Source organism: Streptosporangium sp. NPDC053982, assembly GCF_055585205.1.
The window spans coordinates 261,809-280,452 of the sequence record NZ_JBVJKQ010000012.1 but is presented as its reverse complement, the minus strand read 5'-3'; the positions used below and the strand labels follow the sequence as shown (position 1 = coordinate 280,452).

The window sequence follows — 18,644 nt, the reverse complement described above, 5'->3', positions numbered from 1 at the left end:
GAGATTGGAGAGCGGCCTTTTCCCGCGGTTCAGGCGAGGTCGAAGCGGTCGAGTTCCATCACCTTGGTCCAGGCCGCGACGAAGTCGGTCACGAACCTCTCCCGGGCGTCCTGGGAGGCGTAGACCTCCGCGAGGGCTCGTAGCTGGGAATTGGAGCCGAAGACGAGGTCGACCGCGGTGGCGGTCCACTTCACCGCATCGGTGGTCACATCACGGATCTCGTACACGTTCTCCTCGGACTCCGAGACCTTCCACCGGGTGCCCGGAGAGAGCAGGTTGGTGAAGAAGTCGTTGGTGAGCACGCCGGGCCGGTCAGTGAGAACTCCGTGCCGGGTGCCCCCGAAGTTGTTCCCGAGGGAGCGCAGGCCGCCGATGAGGACGGTCATCTCCGGCGGAGTGAGGTTGAGCATGTAAGCACGGTCGACCAGGAGCACCTCCGGAGGGGTCTTCTCGCCGGAACGCACGTAGTTGCGGAACCCGTCGGCGCGCGGTTCGAGGACGCGGAAGGACTCGACGTCGGTCTGCTCCTGGGCGGCGTCGGTGCGGCCTGGGCGGAACGGCACCGTCACCGGTACGCCCGCCTCACGGGCGGCCTTCTCGACGGCGGCCGAGCCGGCCAGCACGATCAGGTCGGCGAGCGAGATCTTCGCGCCGCCGCCCTGGTTGAATTCACGCTGGATGCCCTCAAGGCGGTCCAGGACCGTCGCGAGCTGCTGGGGCTGATTGACCTCCCAGCTCCGCTGCGGCTCCAGACGGATCCTGGCGCCGTTGGCGCCGCCACGCTTGTCGGTGGCGCGGAAGCTGGCGGCGGAGGCCCAGGCGGTGGAGACCAGCTGGGCGGTGGTGAGGCCGGACTCCAGGATCTTCGCCTTCAGCGAGGCGATGTCGCCGTCACCGACGAGTTCGTGGTCGACGGCCGGAACGGGGTCCTGCCACAGCTGGGGCTCGGGGACCCAGGGGCCGAGGAAGCGGCTGACCGGGCCCATGTCACGGTGCAGCAGCTTGTACCAGGCCTTGGCGAAGGCCTGGGCGAACTCGTCGGGGTTCTCCAGGAAGCGGCGGGAGATCTTCTGGTACTCCGGGTCGACGCGCAGCGACAGGTCGGTGGTGAGCATCGTCGGCCTGTGCTTCTTCGCCGGGTCGAACGGGTCCGGGATGATCTCCTCGGCGTCCTTCGCGACCCACTGCTTCGCGCCGCCGGGGCTCGTGGTGAGTTCCCACTCGTGACCGAAGAGGATCTCGAAGAAACGGTTGCTCCACTGCGTCGGCCGGTCGGTCCACGTCACCTCGAGACCGCTCGTGATCGTGTCGGCGCCCTTGCCGGTGCCGTACGTGCTCAGCCAGCCGAGCCCTTGCGCCTCCAGCGACGCGGCCTCGGGCTCCGGACCCACGTGGTCGTCCGCGATGCCCGCACCATGGGTCTTGCCGAAGGTGTGGCCACCGGCGATGAGGGCGACCGTCTCCTCGTCGTTCATCGCCATCCGTGCGAAGGTCTCACGGATGAAATGTGCCGCCGCGACCGGGTCCGCGTTGCCGCGAGGGCCCTCCGGGTTGACGTAGATGAGCCCCATCTCGGTCGCGCCGACGTCGGGTGTCATCGTCTTGTCGTCGGTGTAGCGTTCGTCGCCGAGCCAGGTGTCCTCAGGACCCCAGAAGATCTCCTCAGGCTCCCAGATGTCCTCGCGGCCGAAACCGAAGCCGAAGGTCTTGAACCCCATCGACTCCAGGGCGACGTTGCCGGCCAGGACGAGCAGGTCGGCCCAGGAGATCTGCTGACCGTACTTCTGCTTGACCGGCCACAACAGGCGGCGGGCCTTGTCGAGGTTGGCGTTGTCCGGCCAGCTGTTGAGCGGGGCGAACCGCTGGGAGCCGTCACCCGCCCCGCCGCGACCGTCATGGATACGGTAGGTGCCCGCCGCGTGCCAGCTCATCCGGATCATCAGGCCGCCGTAGTGGCCGAAGTCGGCCGGCCACCAGTCCTGCGAGGTGGTGAGCACCTCGGTGATGTCGCGTTTGAGGGCTTCGACGTCGAGCTTCCCGAACTCCCTGGCGTAGGAGAAGTCCGCTCCCAGCGGGTTGCTCTTGGACGAGTGCGCGCGCAGCATCGACAGGTCGAGCTGGTTCGGCCACCAGTCCCGGCTCGTGCGCGGACGACCTCCCGTCTTCGGAGCCGGCGAGTCGATCGCCGGGTTCTCGCTCTCACTGCCGTGCGCGGTCACGGAGTCGTGCGCGACCGGGCAGCCGCCCTGCGTGCCGTCGTTCTCGGTCATGGGAATCCTTCCGGATCAGCTGGCGGTGGAACAGGCGGGGCACTCGCCCCAGTAAATGACCTCGGCCTCGACGATCGAGAAGCCATGGTCGTCGGATGCGGTCAGACAGGGCGCCTCTCCGACCGCGCAGTCGACGTCGGCGACGACACCGCACGATCGGCAGACGATGTGGTGGTGGTTGTCGCCGACCCGCCCCTCGTACAGGGCCGGGCTGCCCGGCGGTTCGATGCGGCGGGTGAGCCCTGCGGCGGTGAGCGCGTGCAGGGCTTCGTACACGGCTTGAAGTGAGATGTGGCCGACCCGCGCACGCACTCCTGAGGCGATCGCCTCGACATCGAGGTGATCGCCGTCACGGACCGTCTCGAGTAGCGCGACACGAGCGGCCGTCACCCGCAGGCCGACGCCACGCAGCTCCTCGGCGGTGGTCAGGGGCTGGGATGAGGTCATGGTCTCAACCTACCCCGGCACACACGAACTATTCAAGTTTACGAGTAGTACAGGTCTGTTGTGCGGCCGTGACATCCTCGCCCGGATCCGCCGGTACCGTCGGCAAGGCCGCCGCCTTCGCCCTCCCCGTCACCTCGGGCACCCGCCTGGCCTTTCCGCCCCCCGCCAATGAGCGAGGACGAACTCGTCGGCGAACCGGGCCTGAACCGGTAGACGTCACCGGCCGGTCAGCCCCCGGGCGGTCCCTGCCGGGTCACGGCGTGGGAGTCGTGGGCGTGTGGTGCCCGATCCAGCGGGCCAGGGTGGCGAGGTAGCGGGACGCCAGGAGACCCTCGCCGTCCGTCTGGACGCGGTGGTCGGCTCCGGGGAACACCTCCACGGTCAGCCGCGCCCGGGGATGACGGTCCGGGCAGCACGCCGCGGCGCCGAACAGGCGGACGCTCTCGGCTACGGGGACCAGCTCGTCGGCGCCACCGAAGATCGCCAGATGCGGGCAGCGCAGGCGCTCCACGTCCGGGACGGGGTCGTGGTCCTGCTTCCGCCTGAGGAACTCCCAGAGGCGCTCGTCCACCTCGGCCCAGTAGGAGGCGAACGCGGGTGACGGCCCGGCCGCGTCGACGAGTCCCGCCGCCGCGGCGAAGTCCGCACCGTCCCGGCCCTCCTCGATGAGGCGGTCGTACAGGGCCAGGGTCCGGCCGGTGTCCCTCGCGTCCGCTCCCACCCTCCGCAGGACGCCGGTCAGGGCGTGGCGCTCCTGGACCGCCGGGGTGGTGGCGGGGCAGCTGTTGGTGATCACCCAGGGCAGGTCGTCCCGGACGGCGGCGGCGCGCAGGACGACCCAGCCGCCCTCGCTGTGACCGAACAGCCCCACCGCGCCGGCGCGTACGCCGGGCGTCGCGCGCAGGAAGTCCAGCGCGGCGGCCGCGTCGGCGGCCAGGTCCCCGATGGTCGCGTCGCGCCACTCGCCGGACGATCCGCCGACGCCGCGTTTGTCGTAGGACAGCACCGCGATGCCGGCGTCGGCGAGGTGCCGCCGGATCGGGGGGAAGTAGACGTCGTTGTCCCGGTCCGACGGCCCGGACCCGCCGACCATGACCACGCCCGTCGCCTCCCCTCCCCGTTCGGGGACCGTCAGCGAACCGGCCAGCGTCACCTCCCCGTTCGGGAAGGTGACGTCATACGGGCGCGGACCGGTCGGCATGAGACCAGCCTATTGATCAGAGCCCGCTTCCGCGCCGGCTCCGCCCGGCGACGGCCGGGCCCGCGGCCTGGATCCGCTTGATCGTCGCGAGCCAGGCCGGCGCGCCATCGTCGTGGTATCTCGTCTGGATCCGGTCCGGCTCGACGGCGACGACGTCCCATCCACCGCCGGGCTCGAACACCGCCTCCAGTTCCTCCCGCCTGACGGGATGCGGGCCGGCGCCGGGGCCGGCGCCGAAGCACAGCACGTACAGGGTGCCGCCGGACTCGGTCACCGACGCCAGGCTCGCCACGTACCCGGGTCGCTCGGCGGCGTCGAAGGTGTGGAACAGCCCACAGTCCAGCACCGTGTCGAACCTGCGTCCCAGGCGCTCCAGCCGGAAGGCGTCGGCTGTGGCGAACTCGGCGTCGATCCCGCGGTCCGCCGCCCTCTCCCGGGCGATCGCCAGTGCCGTCTCCGCCACGTCGACGCCCAGGACCGGCAGTCCCAGCGCGGCGACGTGCAGGGCGTTCTCGCCGGTCCCGCAGCCCGCGTCGAGCACCGTTCCGGTGAATCCACCCTCGGCGGCCAGGCGCACCACGGCCGGCTGCGGCCGTTCGATGTCCCAGGGCGCGGGACCGTCGTGGTACGACGCGTCCCAGGGCTGGCCGGTCATCCGTTCGTGACTGGTCGGGCTGCGGTCACCGAACGGTTCGCCGGCGACGGTCTCTGATGGCGTCTCTGATGGCTCGGACACCTTCGTCCCCTTCCCTCGGCCGGCTCCACCGGCTCGCTGCCGGTTCCACCGGTTCTTCAGGGCGATCCCAGCGGAAGGATCGGGGACCCGCAAGGGTTCGCGGCCGCACACCCGCCGGGGCCCGGCGTCACGGTCCGGGTATCCCCCGGACCGGCGGCCGTACCGGCGGACCGGGGGACGCGGGAGCTCGGGACGCCGGCCGCGGCGGGCGGTCAGGAGGAGAAGGGACGTCCGTCGAAGGTACCGGAGAGCGGGGGGCGTTCCTCCGCCACGAACACCGGCCACGAAAGGGTGATCTCGTGCGGCGTGCCGTCATCCCCGGTGACGGTCAGCCGCGCGACGGCCTCGCCGCCTCCGTCCGGGTCCTCCGGGAGGGTGACGCGGCCGCTGACCGCGAGGTTCCCGACGAACCTGACGTCCTCCAGGGAGATGGCCCTCGCCGCGTCGTCGAAGGCGAGGCGTCCGCCGCGCAGTCCCGGCTCGGTCTTCAGCAGGGAGTGGAGCAGGGAGTACGGGTTGCGGCGGGCGCTCGCGTCCTGGACCGTGGCGAAGGCCGCTCCGGCGACCCTCCGGTCCCGGGCGGAGAGGCCCGGGGCGCGGATCGGCGTCGCCTCCTTCACCGTCTCCGGGAACTCCCCGGTCGCACGGTAGTTCTCGGCCGTGCACCGCGCCGCGGGGAGCGGGCGGGACGGGTCGTCCAGGAAGGACCGCATGAGCGAGCGGACGCACTCGTTGACCGGCCGGCTTCCCCAGGCGAGGCTGTGACCGCCGAAGGGGACCCGGACGAAGACACCGCGCGGGAAGCGCCGCACCTGCTCGGCGACCTCGGCCGGGGTCTCGGTGTCGAAGTCGCCGCCCACCGCCAGGACCGGCACCGCAGGGTACGCGGCGTCCGGCGGCACCGGCGGGCTGGGCCGAGGGGTCGGCCAGTTCACGCAGAGGTCCAGGGGCGAGGTCCCGCCCAGTTCGGCGACGGTGAACGGCCGAAGCGGGCGCTTCTCGCGGTAGTGGCGGTCGAGCTGCTCACGGCGCTCGGCCGGGGAGGCGTCCCGGTCGAAGGGAAGCGCGCTGTCGCCGCATCGGTAGGCCAGGTAGCCCGCCCACTGCGACCCCTTCAGCGGCGGGACGGGGCCCGCGGTGACGGCGGTGACGAGCCGGTGCAGCGGGGCCGGGTCACCCCGCAGGTAGGCGGTGGCGGCGGCCCCGGCCTCGCGGCCGAACACCGGCTGGGAGACGTTGGCCACGACGGCGGCGAGCCCGGTGGGCGGCGCCTTCGGGTCCGGGTGGGCGCGCAGGCGCTCCACGAGCCGCGTCCAGGTGCCGCCTGCCGTGCCGGGCAGCGACCGGCAGTCGCGTGAGGCCCGGCAGACGAGGTCGAGGAGGTCGAGGCGGGCTCGTAGCGGCCAGGACGCGTACCCGTCACGGTTCGTGGTCACCGTGCTGTCGAGGAACAGCGCGGCGGTGCTCCCGGGGTGGCGGGTCGCGTACGCCTGGGCGAACAGCGTGCCGTAGGAGGTGCCGTGGAACGTCACCTTGGGAACGCCCAGTGCCCGGCGGACCGCGTCCATGTCGTCCACCGCCTGGTCGGCGGTGAAATACCGCAGGCGGGGGCCCAGCCGTTCGGCGCACCCGGCAATGGTCTCGGGGACGCCCAGGTCGAGGTCGGGGCAGAGCAGCGGGCTGGACTTCCCCAGCCCGCGGGGCTCGACCACCAGCAGGTTGCGCCGGTCGAGCACGGGGCCGAGCACCTCCGTGAGGGCCGGCACGTCGGGCAGCGCGGCGGCGGGACCGCCGGGGTTGGCGAGGACGGTACCGCTCGCGCCCGCGCGGGGCAGCCAGGCGAACGCCACCGTGATCCGTTCGGAGGACGGGTCGTTCCAGTCGAGGGGTACCGAGATCTCACCGTCGCAGCGCGCCGTCGCCCTGGCGCACCCGTGCAGAGGTTCCGCCGTGGCCGTGGGGGTGCCGGTCGTCACGGTCGCGGGGACACCAGGCAGGTGGGTCGACGTGAGGGCCGCGGCGATCACCAGATTCCTGATCTCCATCCGTCCAACGTAACTCCGGCATCCCCTTTGCGCGCCCGCCTCCGGTCCTCCGCCCGGCGCCTGTATGGTGCACCCGGCGGACGACCGCCGTGGCGTGGTCTCGGGACTGACCGCGTGGTGTGGACCGTTCGGCCACGGCAGGCTGGCCGCCGGGCGGGCCGTCCTGATCCACGGTGCCGCGGATCGGGATCCGGCGGTCCGATGAGAAGGTGGACCCATGTTCCCGGAGACTCCCGCCGCCGCGGCGGCCCTGTCGGTGGCCACCCGCTTCTGCTCGCCCGCGCTGCTCAACCACTCCGTCCGCTCCTACCTGTGGGGGGCGATGTACGGCGCGGCGCACGGGATCGCCTTCGACGACGAGCTCTACTACGTCTCGGCGCTGCTCCACGACATCGGACTGACCGAGGCCTTCGACAGCCACAGGTTGCCGTTCGAGGAGGCGGGAGGGCAACTGGCCTGGGTCTTCGGCGTGGCGGCCGGCTGGCCGGTGGAGCGTGCCGGCAGGGCCGCCGAGATCATCGTCCTGCACATGCGCGACGACGTGGCCCCGTCGGCCGACCCCGAATCCCACCTGCTCCAGGTCGCCACGAGCTGGGACGTGTCCGGGCGGCGGCCGGAGGAGTTCTCCGCGGACGCCAGGGCGGAGACGCTCGCCCGCCATCCCCGGCTGGGATTCGGCGCGGAGTTCCTGGCGTGCTTCGAGGACCAGGCGAGGCGCAAGCCGGACAGCGCCGCCGCCGAGTCGGTCAGGAACGACGTCGCGGGGCGGATCGCCGCCAACCCGCTCGAAGGCCGCCCATCCGCCTGAGTCCTCCGGTTCGGCACGGTCCGCGCGCCAGGGCGACGGCACGCCGGGACCGCGGGCGATCCCTTTGGTCCCGGCTCCGCGCGGGCCGTCGCAGCGTTGCACCATCTCGCGTCAGTGACTCCGAGTCACTTTACTGTTACCTTGCGTGGCGAACGGCCGTGGACGCGGCCCGACAGCACCGGAGCTGCCATGCGACGCACCATCACCACCAAGATCGGCATCCTCGCGGCGATCGCGATGCTCGCCCTCGCCCAGCCCGCCGCGGCGAAGCAGGCCGACACCGTGAGCCCGCGCGCCGACGATGGCGACGCCTACTTCGAGTTCGACTACCCGCCGGCCCCTGACAAGTTCATTTTCAAGCTCAGCGACCCCGCCAAGATCAAGGAGGCCCGGGACATCCTGAGCGGCGCGCAGCGGGACCGCACCCACGTCATGGGCAGGATCGTCAAGCGTCCCTCGCCCTACAACCCCGGCTGGGACTTCAATCTCGACCCGGCCTCGACCGCGTTCTTCGAGGTCGCCATCGAGGTGTGCGACTCCTCGATCCAATACCTCGAGGACCACCTCGACGAGGCGGGCGGCGCGTTCCTGCCCGGCGGCTACTGGTGCCCGTGGAGATCACGACTGCTGAGAGAGGTTCACATGCCCACGGGCTGATCTCCCGGAAGGCCCCGGCGCGATGGCGTCCGGGCGCCGCCCCGTGCCCGCCCGGTCCTCCCGCCGGGCGGGCACGGCCGTCCACACCGTCGACGCCGGACCGGTTACACCGTCGATGCCGGGCCGGAACGACCGTCTCATCACCGGCGCCGGACCGGCACGGCCGTCTCCGCGCCGTTCCGGTCACGCGGCGGGCTTCGCGCGTGATAATCCCGACATGACCGGCATGATCGGATACTCCCGGAGGTCACTGCTCCGCCTCGGCGGGACCGTCGCGGCCGGGGCGCTGGTCCTGCCCCCGGCCGAACACCCGTGGACCGAACGCCGGACCGAGCGCCGGGCCGGAACCCGGGACGACGCGCGGCCGGGAGATCCGGGCCCGGAAGACGACCCCTTCGCCGCACTGCGCCGCGCCTGGCGGGATGTCACGGCGGGGTCGGGGTTCGACGCGGAGGCCGAGCCGTACCGCAGCCGGCTGGCTGAGCTGGGCGCGGCGGCGGCGCGGCACCGGGACTCCATGCGCCCCGGCGCGTCGTCGCTCTGGCCCGGCCTGCCGTTCCCCTCCTTCACCGCCACCCCGGCCCGGCTGCGAGCCATGGCCCGCGCGTACGCGCTGCCCGGGACCGGCCTGACCGGAGACGCGGGCCTCGCCGGGGCCGTCGCCGACGGCGTGGACCACTACCGGCGGCGGGTGTACGCGGCGGGCGCCGAGGCGACCGGCAACTGGTGGCACTGGCGGATCGGCGTCCCGCGGGCGCTCCTCGACGCGGCGCTGCTCACAGACCCCCACCTGGGGCGGCAGCGGGCCGCGGCGCTGCTCGCGGCGGTGGACCACTTCGCGCCCGAGTCCGTCCTGGACGACTACGACGGGACGAGCACCGGGGCGAACCGGGTCGACCTGTGCACGGTGCGGCTGCTGCGCGCCGTCCTCGCCGCCGACCCGGGCGGGGCCGCGCGGGCCGTCGCGGCGCTGTCGCCGGTCTTCCCCCACGTCACCGAGGGCGACGGGTTCCACCGCGACGGCTCGTTCATCCAGCACACCTGGGTCCCCTACCAGGGCACCTACGGGGCGTCGCTGCTGTCGGGGCTCGCGGCCCTGTTCGCGGTGCTGCGCGGTTCACCGTGGGAGGTCACCGACCCGGCCCGGCAGGTCGTCCTCGACGCGGTGGAGAGGTCGTTCGCGCCGTTCGTCCACGACGGCCTCTGCATGGACCTCGTCAGCGGGCGCGCCGTCGGCCGCGGGCCGTACGGTGACCACGCCCGGGGGCGCGCGATCGCCGCGGCGATCCTGCTGCTGGGCGAGACGGCCTCCCCCGCCGAACGGGCCCGCTGGCGGAGCCTGGTCAAGGGATGGGCGCTGCGTGACACCGTCCGGCCCATGCGGCGGGCGGCCGAACGCGAGGACCTGGGCTTCCACGCCCGGCTCGCCGCGCTCCTCGACGACGACGGGGTCCCCGCCGCCGCCGAGCCCGCCGGGCACCGGCTGTTCCCGGCGAGCGCCCGCGCCGTCCACCGGGGCCGGGGCTGGTGCGCGGGGCTCAGCATGGCCTCGGACCGGATCGGCCACTACGAGCACGGCAACGGCGAGAACCTCCGCGGCTGGCACACCGGCTCCGGGATGCTCTACTGGTGGGCCGAGGGCCACGGCGACCAGTACTCCGACTCCTTCTGGGACACCGTGGACCCCTGCCGCCTGCCCGGCACGACGGTCTCCACCCGGCGGCCGGCCGACGGCGCGGGCACGGCGTGGGGCGACACCCGCCCGCCGGTCCGCTGGGCGGGCGGCGCGACCGACGGCCGGTACGCGGCGGTCGGCCAGCACCTGACCGGCCTGGAGAGCACGCTGGAGGCGTTCAAGTCGTGGTTCTTCCTCGACGACGCCGTGGTCTGCCTGGGCGCCGGGATCGGCTGCTCGGACGGCGTTCCGGTGGAGACCGTCGTGGACAACCGCCGGACCGCCGCACGCCTCACCGTGGACCGTACGGCGGGCTGGGCCCACCTCGAGGGGCACGGCGGCTACGTGCTGCCCTGCGCCCGGCTGCGCACGCTCCGCGAGGAGCGCACGGCCGTCCCGGGGCGGCCGCCGGCCGGACGCACGGCGAGCCCCGCGGACGGAGGGCCCTCGGCGGCGGCCGTCCCGGAACGGCCGACCGCCGGACGCGCGGCCGGAGGTGCCGCGGCCGGAGGCGCGGTGACCAGGAGCTACGTGACGCTCTGGCTGGACCACGGCGTCGATCCCGTCTCGGCCGGCTACCTCTATCTGCTGATGCCGGGGGCGAGCCGGGCCGTGACGCGGGCCCGCGCCGCCGATCCCGGCTGGGTGCGCGTGCTCGCCAACGACCGCCGCCGGCAGGGCGTCCACGTGCCGTCGCTGGGCCTCACCGCCGTCAACTTCTGGAACGGCGGGACCGCGGGGCCGCTGACCGCCTCGGCCCCGTGCTCGGTGCTCGTCAGGGAACGCGGCGACGGCACGGCGATGCTGACCGTCTCCGACCCCCGGCGCGACCTGGAGGAGCTGACCGTGACCTGGGACCGGCCGGTGGCGGCGGTGACCGGCGGCCACCCGCTGCTGACCGCCGCGGCGACCGGGCGGAGGCTCGTCCTCACCTGGGGCCGGCTGGCCGGCCGGGAGGGCGCCTCGCACACGGTCACCGTACGGCTCGGCTGACGTCCTCACCGCGGCGGGGACGCCCGGGGCGGCCCCGGGCGCCGCGGGAGGTCAGCGGCGGGTGAGCACCATGGTCCAGTTGGTCAGCCAGGTCTTCTCCCCGTCCACGGAGAACGCCTGCTCCCAGCGGGCGGAGTCCCCGGTGATGTCCGACCAGATGAAACGCGCCCGGATGGGCGTGCCCTCGTAGGTGTCGTCGCCGTAGAACTCGCCCCGGCCGCCGGAGAAGCTGCCGACGACCGGGGGGAAGAGCGTGCCGGTGCGCTTGCTCGCCCAGTACAGCGACCACTGCCCGGTCGCGGGGTCGTACAGCCGCAGGGTCAGCCCGGCGGAGCCCTGATCCGGGAACTCGATCTCGTCGAAGTTCGCTCCGCCGTCGAAGTGCCGGGAGGCGTGGCTGACCGCCGGGAACTCCTCCCACTCGCTCGCCGCGTCGAGGAAGTCCGTGCGCCGCCGATTGGCGACGTCCCAGGTGCCGATGAGGAAGTCGAAGTCGTTCACGAACGGTCTCCTGTGGTGTCTTCGGGAAGGGGGCGTCGAGGTCTCCGCCCCGGTACCGCTGGACCATAGGGCCGCTCCCCTGACATCTTGTGGCAGTGAAGTCGAGCCGCCTTCTTTCGATCATCCTGCTGCTCCAGGCCCGGGGCCGGATGACCGCCGCCCAGCTCGCCCGGGATCTGGAGGTGTCGGTGCGCACCGTCTACCGCGACGTGGAGGCGCTGCACGCGGCGGGCGTGCCGCTCTACGGGGACGCCGGGCACTCGGGCGGATACCGGCTGCTGGCCGGCTACCGCCTCCGCCTCACCGGGCTCAACGCCGCCGAGGCGGAGGCGCTGTTCCTGGCCGGCGTCCCCGGGCCCGCCGCCCAGCTCGGGCTCGGACAGGACCTCGCGGCCGCGCAGCTCAAGTTGCGCGCGGCCCTGCCGCCGGAGCTGCGCGGGCAGGCCGACCGGATGCGGGCCCGCTTCCACCTCGACGCACCCGGCTGGTACGCCGACGACGACGATCTCCGGTTCCTGCCGCGGGTCGCGGACGCGGTGTGGCAGGGCCGGATGCTGGAGATCCGCTACCGCCGCTGGAAGGAGCCGACCGACGTCGAGCGGCGGCTGGCGCCGTACGGCCTGGTGCTCAAGGCGGGCCGCTGGTACGTCGTCGCGGCGGCGGACCCCGGCGCGGAGCCGCGCACCTACCGGGTGGACCAGATCCTGGAGCTGACCGTGCTGGAGGAGGAGTGCTCGCCGCCCGAGGGCTTCGATCTGGCCGCCCACTGGCGGCGCCACCAGGAGGACTTCCACGCCCGCCTGCACCGGGGAGCGGCGGTCGTCCGCCTCTCCCCGCGCGGCGCGGCGGGCCTCGACGGCGCCGCGGCCCGTGCGCTGGCCGCCACCGGGGCCGCCGAGCCGGGCGGCTGGATCCGCGCGACGCTGCCCATCGAGTCGCTCGACCACGCCCACCGGACGTTCCTCGCGCTCGGCGTGGACGCCGAGGTCCTGGCGCCGCCCGAGCTGCGCGCCCGCCTCGCCGGGACGTCCCGCGCTCTCGCCGCCCGCTACGCGGGTTCCTGAGCGGACGGCCCGCCGGACGGGTCAGGCTCGCGAGTCGCCCAGCGCCCGGAACGTGACGACCGCGCGACACAGCCGGTCGGGTCAGGCGCGTGAGTCGCTCAGCACGCGGGTTCCTGAGCGGACGGCCCGCCGGACGGGTCAGGCGCGCGAGTCGCTCAGCACCCGGAACGTGATGCCCGCGCGGCGCAGCCGGTTGATCAGCGCGTCGCCCATCGCCGCGGCCGGGGTGAGCTGGCCCGACGCCCCGGGCAGGTCGTCGAAGGCCAGGCACAGGGCCGACTCGGCGAGCATCTTGGCGGTCTCGTCGTAGCCGGGGTCGCCGCCCGCGACCTCGGTGACGACGCGCTCACCGCCGCCCCGGCCGAGGAAGGTGACCTTGAACCAGCCCTCGGCCCGCTGCTCGGGGGTGGGGCCGTCGCCCGCGGCGATCCGGCCCGCCAGCCAGGAGCGGGCCGGGGGCACCTGGGCGAGCGCGGCGAGGGCCCCGGCGCCCGCGACGAGGCCGAGCGCGGTGGGCAGCCGCCGGACGGCGACATGGTGGCGGTAGGTGAAGTCGGGGCCGTAGCGCTCCAGCGCGCGGGCCGAACGGGCGATGATCTGCGGGTCGAGCGTGGGCAGCGGCAGCGCCCAGCCGCCGACGTTGCGGAGCGTCCCGGCGCGGCCCCGGGCGCGGCGATCGGCGGGGCGTTCCTCGATCCGGCGGCGGGCCAGCGCGGTCTCGCTCGTACGGCGGGCGCGGGAGAGCACCAGGAGCGCGGAGGCGAGGGTGCCGCCGGACGGCCGGCCGCCGGCCCGGACGAACCCGTCCATCTCGATCGGCACGCCCTCGGGGAGCAGCCCGACGGTGAAGTAGGCGCCCAGGTCGTGCGGGATGGAGTCGAATCCGCAGGCGTGCACGAGCTTCGCGCCGGTCCGCCGCGCCCGGTCGTGGTGACGGAGGTACATCAGGTCGACGAACTCCGGTTCGCCGGTGATGTCGGCGTAGTGGGTGCCCGCCTCGGCGCAGGCGGCCACTAGGCGCTCGCCGTGGAGGGTGAACGGGCCGACCGTGGTGGCGACGACCCTGGCCTGGCGGGCGACGTCGGCGAGCGAGGCGGGGTCGGTGGCGTCGGCGTGCAGCAGCGGCAGCTCGGGCAGGCCGACGCGTTCGGCGAGCGCTTCGAGCTTGGCGCGGTTACGGCCGGCGACGGCCCAGCGGACGCCGGGACCGGCGTGGCGGGCGAGGTATTCGGCGGTGAGGCCACCGGTGAAGCCGGTGGCGCCGAGGAGCACGATGTCATACGGGCGGTCTTCGGGCATGGGATGAGACTCCCCGCTCCGGAGACTCCCATGCGGCTTCCGGCCACCCCGTCCGCGTTCCCGCACGCCCCTCCCGCCGCCCCGTCCCGCGATCCACCCTCGTGCCCGTACGGCCTCGCCACCCCGTCCCACGCCCCGCCCGCGCTCCCGTACGGCCCTCCGACCGGCCCCGTCCCACGCCCCGTCCGCGCTCCCGTACGGCCCTCCGGAGGCTCCCCGCCGGGCCACGCGCTCCCGTCTCCCCGCCCTTCTCCGGCGTGTCTCTCCCGGGCGGGCCCGCAGGTTAGGCCGGGGAACGCCTCAGCCGATAGGTTCGTTGCGAAAATCAGACATTTTCCTGAACAAGCGAAGGGTTGGGAACGGTGGAGGTCGAGCAGACGGCGCTGCCCGGAATCGGTTTGCGGCACGAGTTCACCACGCGGTCGGGGCGCCGGGTCGGGGTCGTCTCCCACCGGACGGGACGCCGCGACCTGGTCATATACGACAAACACGACCCCGACCGGGCATGCGAGACCGTGAAACTCAACGACGAGGAGGCCGACGCGCTGTGCGAGCTGCTCGGCGCCCCGCGCATCGTCCAGCGTCTCAACGCCCTGCACCGTGAGGTCGAGGGCCTGGTCAGCCTCCAGCTCCCCGTCCTGGCCGGCACGCCGTACGTCGGGCGGCCCATGGGGGACGCACGGGTCCGCACCCGCACCGGCGCCTCCGTCGTGGCCGTGGTCCGCGGGGGCCAGGTCTTCGCCAGCCCCGGGCCCGAGTTCGGCCTCGCCGCCGACGACGTGATCGTCGTGGTGGGCAGCCCCGAGAGCACCTCCGCCGTCGCCGACATCCTCACCAACGGATAGGCCACCGGGTGCACGACATCGCGATCCTTTTCCTCGAACTGGGCGCCGTCCTCCTCGGACTCGGCATCCTCGGCGCGCTGGCCATGCGCGTCGGCATCTCTCCCATCCCGCTCTACCTCCTCGCCGGACTGGCGTTCGGCCAGGGCGGCATCCTGCCCCTGGCCACCAGCGAGGAGTTCATCTCGGTCGGCGCCGAACTCGGCGTCATCCTGCTGCTGCTCACCCTCGGCCTGGAGTACAACGCCGACGAGCTCCTGACGAGCCTCAAGGGCAACGCCCCGGCCGGCCTCGTCGACCTGGTGCTCAACGCCGCGCCGGGCGCGATCTGCGCGCTGCTGCTGGGCTGGGGCCCGGTCGCGGCGCTCGCCATGGCCGGCGTGACCTACGCCACCTCCTCCGGCATCACCGCCAAGGTCCTGTCGGACCTGGGGTGGATCGGTAACCGCGAGACCCCGGTGGTGCTGTCGCTGCTGGTCTTCGAGGACCTCACCATGGCGATCTACCTGCCGGTCCTCACCGCGATGCTGGCCGGGCTGACCCTCGCCGCCGGCGCGGTGACCGTGGCGATCGCCCTGGGCACGGTCAGCGTCGTCCTGCTGGTGGCGCTGCGCTTCGGCCGGTTCATCGAGTCCTTCGTCTCCAGCCCCAACTCCGAGGTGCTGATGCTGAAGGTCGTCGGGCTGGCGCTGCTGGTCGCCGGGGTGGCGCAGCAGCTCCAGGTGTCGGCCGCGGTCGGCGCCTTCCTGGTCGGCATCGCGCTGTCCGGGGAGCTGGCCCACGACGCCCAGGCGTTGCTGAGCCCGCTGCGCGACCTGTTCGCCGCGGTGTTCTTCGTCTTCTTCGGGTTGCAGACCGACCCGACCAAGATGGGCCCGGTCGCGGGGCTGGCGGCGCTGCTCGCGCTGGTCAGCATGATCACCAAGTTGCTCACCGGCTTCTACGCCGCGCGGCGGGCGGGGATCGCCCGGGCGGGCCGGGCGCGGGCGGGCATCGCGCTCATCCCGCGCGGCGAGTTCAACATCGTGATCGCGGGTCTCGCGGTCTCGGCGGGGGTCCATCCGGACCTCGGCCCGCTGGCCGCGGCCTACGTGCTCATCCTCGCGGCGTTCGGCCCGCTGGCGGCCCGGCTGGTCCAGCCGCTCATCACCGCCATCGCCAACCGGGCCTGAAGGCCCGGCGGCACCTGTGTACGGCCCGGCGCACCACGCGCCGGGCCGTACGCGCGCGCGGCCCCGGTGGTTCCAACGGGTCACGCCGTTCGCCGCGTTCCGGTTGCCGGGACGTCGTCCTTCCAGGAACCTGGTGTGCACCCCCTGTAACGCATTGATTCCAGACGGCGGCCACCATGTCGGAAGATCAGCGTCCCCACGCCGGCGGTACCCATGCCGCCCGGCCGGCGACCGGCCGGGCGGCCGGGGAACCGCCGGAGGAACCCGCCGGGGAACCGGTGGGGGAACCCGCGGAGACGTCGGCGGAGGCCCCGCCCCCGCTGCTCACCCGGATCCTCCGCAGTCCGCTGGCATGGCTGGGCGGCGTGCTGAGCGCTGTGGCGGCCGCCGTCCTCGGGCCCTGGGCGCAGGGCGGCGGACAGGACCTCCTGGAGAACGTTCTCGGGCGGCCCCCTCTCGCCGTGCCGGTCGTCGAGGAGCACGCGCCCGGACCGGGCCCCGTGGCGTTCCGCTCCCGGCCGTCGTCGGCCGCCGACCGCGCCGTGCTGCTCACCGCCCCGTCGGACGAGGAGTTCGCCGAGCTGTCGCGCCGCCACGACGGCGGGGCGGTCGAGCGCCTGGACGTCACCATCACCGTCGAGAGCCGGCGCAGCGACCTGAGGATCGTCGACATCCGCCCCCGGGTACGGCGCAGCACCGCGATCCTCACCGGCGCGTACTTCCTGCCGGACACGTCGGGCGAAGCGCCCGTCATCTCGCTGAACGCCGACTTCGACAGGCCCCCCGTGCTCCTTCTCTCCGGCGAGAAGGGGAAGAAGCCCTACTTCACTGGCAAGCAGATCGACCTGAAGCGCGGCGAGCGCGAGACGCTGGTCATCTCATTCCTGTCCCACCGCGCGGCCGTCGAGTTCGACCTCCAGGTCCTCGTCGTCACCGGCGGGCGGCGGATGACGCAGACGATCGGCGGCACCGACGGCGGGCTGTTCCGCGTCACCGGGGCGGCCCGTGACCACCACGCCTACCGGGCCGTCTACGCCGAGGAGGGGCGGACCTGGCACAGAGCCGGCGGGAAGACGCTGTGCGCCGCCTTCCCCGCGTCGCGGGGGTGCCGGCGGTGATCCGGCGGCTCGCCGCGACCGCGGTCCTCCTGCTGTCCGTACTGGTCACCGCCGGCGACCTCCCGCCCGTCCCCCTCCCGCCTCCGGGAGTGTTCACACCGGTCTGGGAGACGTCCGCGGACGAGCCCGGCAACCGCTACGACGGTGCCCGGCCGTTCGCCGTCACCGGCGACCTCATCCTCTCCGTGACGGGACCCCCCGGGGACGTCCTCCTCCGCGACCTGCGGACCGGCCGTCCTCGCGCCGTGCTCCGCGGACCCGCCGGGCACCGGCTCGAAGGGGCGTGGCCCGCCGGGGACGTCGTGGTCGTGCACCGCAGCACGCGGGACGGGGCCGTCCACCGGCTCACCGGCTACGGGACGGGCTCCGGGCGCGAGCTGTGGGAGGCCGACGTGCCGGCCGCGCTGTACGGCGGGCCCGGCCAGGTACCCGCGGACCTGCGGGTGGACGCGACGCCCGGCGGCGTCACGCTGGTGAGCGCCGGGAGCGGTGCGGCGGCCGGCATCAGCCCGCGCGACGGGAGCACCGCCTGGCGCGTCCCCCTTCCCCGTGGCGACGCGTGCGCGGGGACCACGGGGGCGGGTCCGATCCTCCTCGTGGCGGTCGTCCGCTGCGGGCACGGCCCGGCCACGCTGTGGGCGATGGACCCGGCGACCGGGACGACGCGGTGGCGCGACACCCTCCCGCTCCGGCCGGACGGGACCGGCGACGACCCGCAGGAGGAGGAAGGTGCCGGTGAGCCGGACGCGGTGGAGGTGGGCCGGGACGGGACGGCGCTGGTCTCGGCGGACGGCCGCCACCGGCTCTACGCCCCCGGCGGGCGGAGGATCGACGTGGACGGCCACGGCCCGGCCTACGGTCTCGCCGTCGCCGGCGACGTGGCCGCCTACACCGTCCGGTCACCCGGCGGTTCGCCGCCGGTCACCGTCGCCGTGGAACGCGACGGTGACGTGCGGTGGCGGCGAGGACTGCCGGGATACGAGATGCACGACCTCGGGGAGCGGAGCCGTCCAGGCCTGGCGGTCCTCCAGGACGACGCCGGGAAGGAGGGAGGCCGGCCGGGCCCCGCCTTCCTCGTGGTCGCCGACGTCGGCCGCGGTGACGCCGCGTGGCGTCCGCTCCCGACGGCCGCCTCCGCCTCGACACTCCTCGGCGCCGCCGCCGGGCTCGTCCTCGTCGGGCACGTCGACGGCCGCGGAGGCGCCGCGGACGGCCGGATCACCGCCTACCGGCTCTCCCGCCCGCGAGGCGCCGGGCCCGCCGCGCTCGCCGGGACCGAACCCTCCGCCTGGCCTGACGCGTGCGGGCTGCTCAGCGTGGACGACCTCCGTATCCTGGGCCCGGGCTACAGTTCCCACCCCCGCCACCGGCGGGTCGGCGGGACGGGTCTCCCCCGCCCCACCGGCTGCGACTACGTCCCGCCCACCGACGACGGCCCCGCCGTGGCGGTGACCGTCGCGTGGGTCGCGCCCTCCCCCGACGCCGCCCGGCTCCTCGTGTCCACCGCCCTGGCCCACCTGCGGCGGGAAAGGTCGCCCGTCGAACCGCGCGGCGAGGGGGTCTGGCTGGTCGACGGCCCGGGGCTGACCCCCGTCCTCGACTCCGCCCTGGCCGGCGTGGGCGGCGTCGTCGTTCACCTGAGCGTGTTCGGCGACCCCGCCGGAGCCCGGAAGGTCGCCGGCGTCGTGGCGCGCAACCTGCGCCGCGCCCGCCGGTGAGACACAGAGGCCGCCGCCGTACGGCCCGGCGCGTCATCCCGTCTCGCGCCCCCGGACCGCCGGACCCACCGGGACCCGCGGATCTGGTAGGCATTTGC

At 74.0% G+C, this 18,644-nt stretch carries 15 protein-coding genes; 8 read left to right on the top strand and 7 right to left on the bottom strand.

Features of this window, described 5'->3' with window-relative positions; translation table 11 throughout:
• Positions 1 to 29: 29 nt before the first annotated feature.
• The 5 genes from katG to ACZ6W9_RS23620 all read right to left on the bottom strand — a co-directional run bounded on the left by katG (position 30) and on the right by ACZ6W9_RS23620 (position 6,699).
• Positions 30 to 2,270 (bottom strand): catalase/peroxidase HPI, encoded by a 2,241-nt coding sequence (gene katG, locus ACZ6W9_RS23640; RefSeq protein ID WP_470119646.1) that lies wholly within the window; start codon positions 2,268 to 2,270, stop codon positions 30 to 32.
• Positions 2,271 to 2,285: 15 nt separating this feature from the next.
• Positions 2,286 to 2,717, bottom strand: coding sequence for a Fur family transcriptional regulator (locus ACZ6W9_RS23635; RefSeq protein WP_389963705.1), 432 nt, complete (start codon positions 2,715 to 2,717; stop codon positions 2,286 to 2,288).
• Between the two features lie 253 nt (positions 2,718 to 2,970).
• Positions 2,971 to 3,918: an alpha/beta hydrolase family protein gene (locus ACZ6W9_RS23630; protein WP_470119644.1), complete on the bottom strand. Its 948-nt coding sequence runs from the start codon at positions 3,916 to 3,918 to the stop codon at positions 2,971 to 2,973.
• A gap of 16 nt (positions 3,919 to 3,934) precedes the next feature.
• Positions 3,935 to 4,654, bottom strand: coding sequence for a class I SAM-dependent methyltransferase (locus tag ACZ6W9_RS23625; protein ID WP_470119642.1), 720 nt, complete (start codon positions 4,652 to 4,654; stop codon positions 3,935 to 3,937).
• 212 nt (positions 4,655 to 4,866) lie between these two features.
• Positions 4,867 to 6,699, bottom strand: coding sequence for an alpha/beta fold hydrolase (locus ACZ6W9_RS23620; protein WP_470119640.1), 1,833 nt, complete (start codon positions 6,697 to 6,699; stop codon positions 4,867 to 4,869).
• 217 nt (positions 6,700 to 6,916) lie between these two features.
• Here ACZ6W9_RS23620 and ACZ6W9_RS23615 point away from each other — a divergent pair, with 217 nt between their 5' ends.
• The 3 genes from ACZ6W9_RS23615 to ACZ6W9_RS23605 all read left to right on the top strand — a co-directional run bounded on the left by ACZ6W9_RS23615 (position 6,917) and on the right by ACZ6W9_RS23605 (position 10,832).
• Positions 6,917 to 7,507 carry an HD domain-containing protein gene (locus ACZ6W9_RS23615; protein WP_470119638.1) on the top strand — a complete coding sequence of 197 codons (591 nt, stop codon included), beginning with the start codon at positions 6,917 to 6,919 and terminating at the stop codon, positions 7,505 to 7,507.
• A gap of 189 nt (positions 7,508 to 7,696) precedes the next feature.
• Positions 7,697 to 8,164 carry a BP74-related protein gene (locus ACZ6W9_RS23610; protein ID WP_470119636.1) on the top strand — a complete coding sequence of 156 codons (468 nt, stop codon included), beginning with the start codon at positions 7,697 to 7,699 and terminating at the stop codon, positions 8,162 to 8,164.
• 217 nt (positions 8,165 to 8,381) lie between these two features.
• Positions 8,382 to 10,832, top strand: a complete 2,451-nt coding sequence (locus ACZ6W9_RS23605; protein ID WP_470119634.1) for a polysaccharide lyase 8 family protein — start codon at positions 8,382 to 8,384, stop codon at positions 10,830 to 10,832.
• 51 nt (positions 10,833 to 10,883) lie between these two features.
• Here the strand turns inward: ACZ6W9_RS23605 and ACZ6W9_RS23600 are convergent, their stop codons facing one another.
• A complete protein-coding gene (locus tag ACZ6W9_RS23600) occupies positions 10,884 to 11,333 on the bottom strand; it encodes a hypothetical protein (protein WP_470119632.1) in 450 nt (149 codons plus the stop codon).
• Positions 11,334 to 11,428: 95 nt separating this feature from the next.
• On the opposite strand from ACZ6W9_RS23600, the gene ACZ6W9_RS23595 reads away from it, so the two are divergent.
• A complete protein-coding gene (locus ACZ6W9_RS23595; RefSeq protein WP_470119631.1) occupies positions 11,429 to 12,397 on the top strand; it encodes a helix-turn-helix transcriptional regulator in 969 nt (322 codons plus the stop codon).
• 138 nt (positions 12,398 to 12,535) lie between these two features.
• Here the strand turns inward: ACZ6W9_RS23595 and ACZ6W9_RS23590 are convergent, their stop codons facing one another.
• Positions 12,536 to 13,696: a saccharopine dehydrogenase family protein gene (locus ACZ6W9_RS23590; protein WP_470119630.1), complete on the bottom strand. Its 1,161-nt coding sequence runs from the start codon at positions 13,694 to 13,696 to the stop codon at positions 12,536 to 12,538.
• Between the two features lie 362 nt (positions 13,697 to 14,058).
• Here ACZ6W9_RS23590 and ACZ6W9_RS23585 point away from each other — a divergent pair, with 362 nt between their 5' ends.
• The 4 genes from ACZ6W9_RS23585 (at position 14,059) to ACZ6W9_RS23570 (ending at position 18,546) form a co-directional block, all read left to right on the top strand.
• Positions 14,059 to 14,541, top strand: a complete 483-nt coding sequence (locus ACZ6W9_RS23585; RefSeq protein ID WP_362944594.1) for a cation:proton antiporter regulatory subunit — start codon at positions 14,059 to 14,061, stop codon at positions 14,539 to 14,541.
• Positions 14,542 to 14,549: 8 nt separating this feature from the next.
• Complete coding sequence (locus ACZ6W9_RS23580) at positions 14,550 to 15,710, top strand: cation:proton antiporter (protein ID WP_389963732.1); 1,161 nt, start codon at positions 14,550 to 14,552, stop codon at positions 15,708 to 15,710.
• Between the two features lie 278 nt (positions 15,711 to 15,988).
• Positions 15,989 to 16,828 (top strand): hypothetical protein, encoded by an 840-nt coding sequence (locus ACZ6W9_RS23575; protein WP_389963735.1) that lies wholly within the window; start codon positions 15,989 to 15,991, stop codon positions 16,826 to 16,828.
• Positions 16,789 to 18,546 carry an outer membrane protein assembly factor BamB family protein gene (locus ACZ6W9_RS23570; protein WP_470119627.1) on the top strand — a complete coding sequence of 586 codons (1,758 nt, stop codon included), beginning with the start codon at positions 16,789 to 16,791 and terminating at the stop codon, positions 18,544 to 18,546. The genes ACZ6W9_RS23575 and ACZ6W9_RS23570 overlap by 40 nt, the downstream gene beginning before the upstream one ends.
• Positions 18,547 to 18,644 lie beyond the last annotated feature (98 nt).

What these genes read in the sequence shown, in the direction of transcription:
- katG (WP_470119646.1), bottom strand. Translation starts at nt 2,270, where the DNA reads ATGACCGAGAACGACGGCACGCAGGGCGGCTGCCCGGTCGCGCACGAC.
- ACZ6W9_RS23635 (WP_389963705.1), bottom strand. Translation starts at nt 2,717, where the DNA reads ATGACCTCATCCCAGCCCCTGACCACCGCCGAGGAGCTGCGTGGCGTC.
- ACZ6W9_RS23630 (WP_470119644.1), bottom strand. Translation starts at nt 3,918, where the DNA reads ATGCCGACCGGTCCGCGCCCGTATGACGTCACCTTCCCGAACGGGGAG.
- ACZ6W9_RS23620 (WP_470119640.1), bottom strand. Translation starts at nt 6,699, where the DNA reads ATGGAGATCAGGAATCTGGTGATCGCCGCGGCCCTCACGTCGACCCAC.
- ACZ6W9_RS23615 (WP_470119638.1), top strand. Translation starts at nt 6,917, where the DNA reads ATGTTCCCGGAGACTCCCGCCGCCGCGGCGGCCCTGTCGGTGGCCACC.
- ACZ6W9_RS23610 (WP_470119636.1), top strand. Translation starts at nt 7,697, where the DNA reads ATGCGACGCACCATCACCACCAAGATCGGCATCCTCGCGGCGATCGCG.
- ACZ6W9_RS23605 (WP_470119634.1), top strand. Translation starts at nt 8,382, where the DNA reads ATGACCGGCATGATCGGATACTCCCGGAGGTCACTGCTCCGCCTCGGC.
- ACZ6W9_RS23590 (WP_470119630.1), bottom strand. Translation starts at nt 13,696, where the DNA reads ATGCCCGAAGACCGCCCGTATGACATCGTGCTCCTCGGCGCCACCGGC.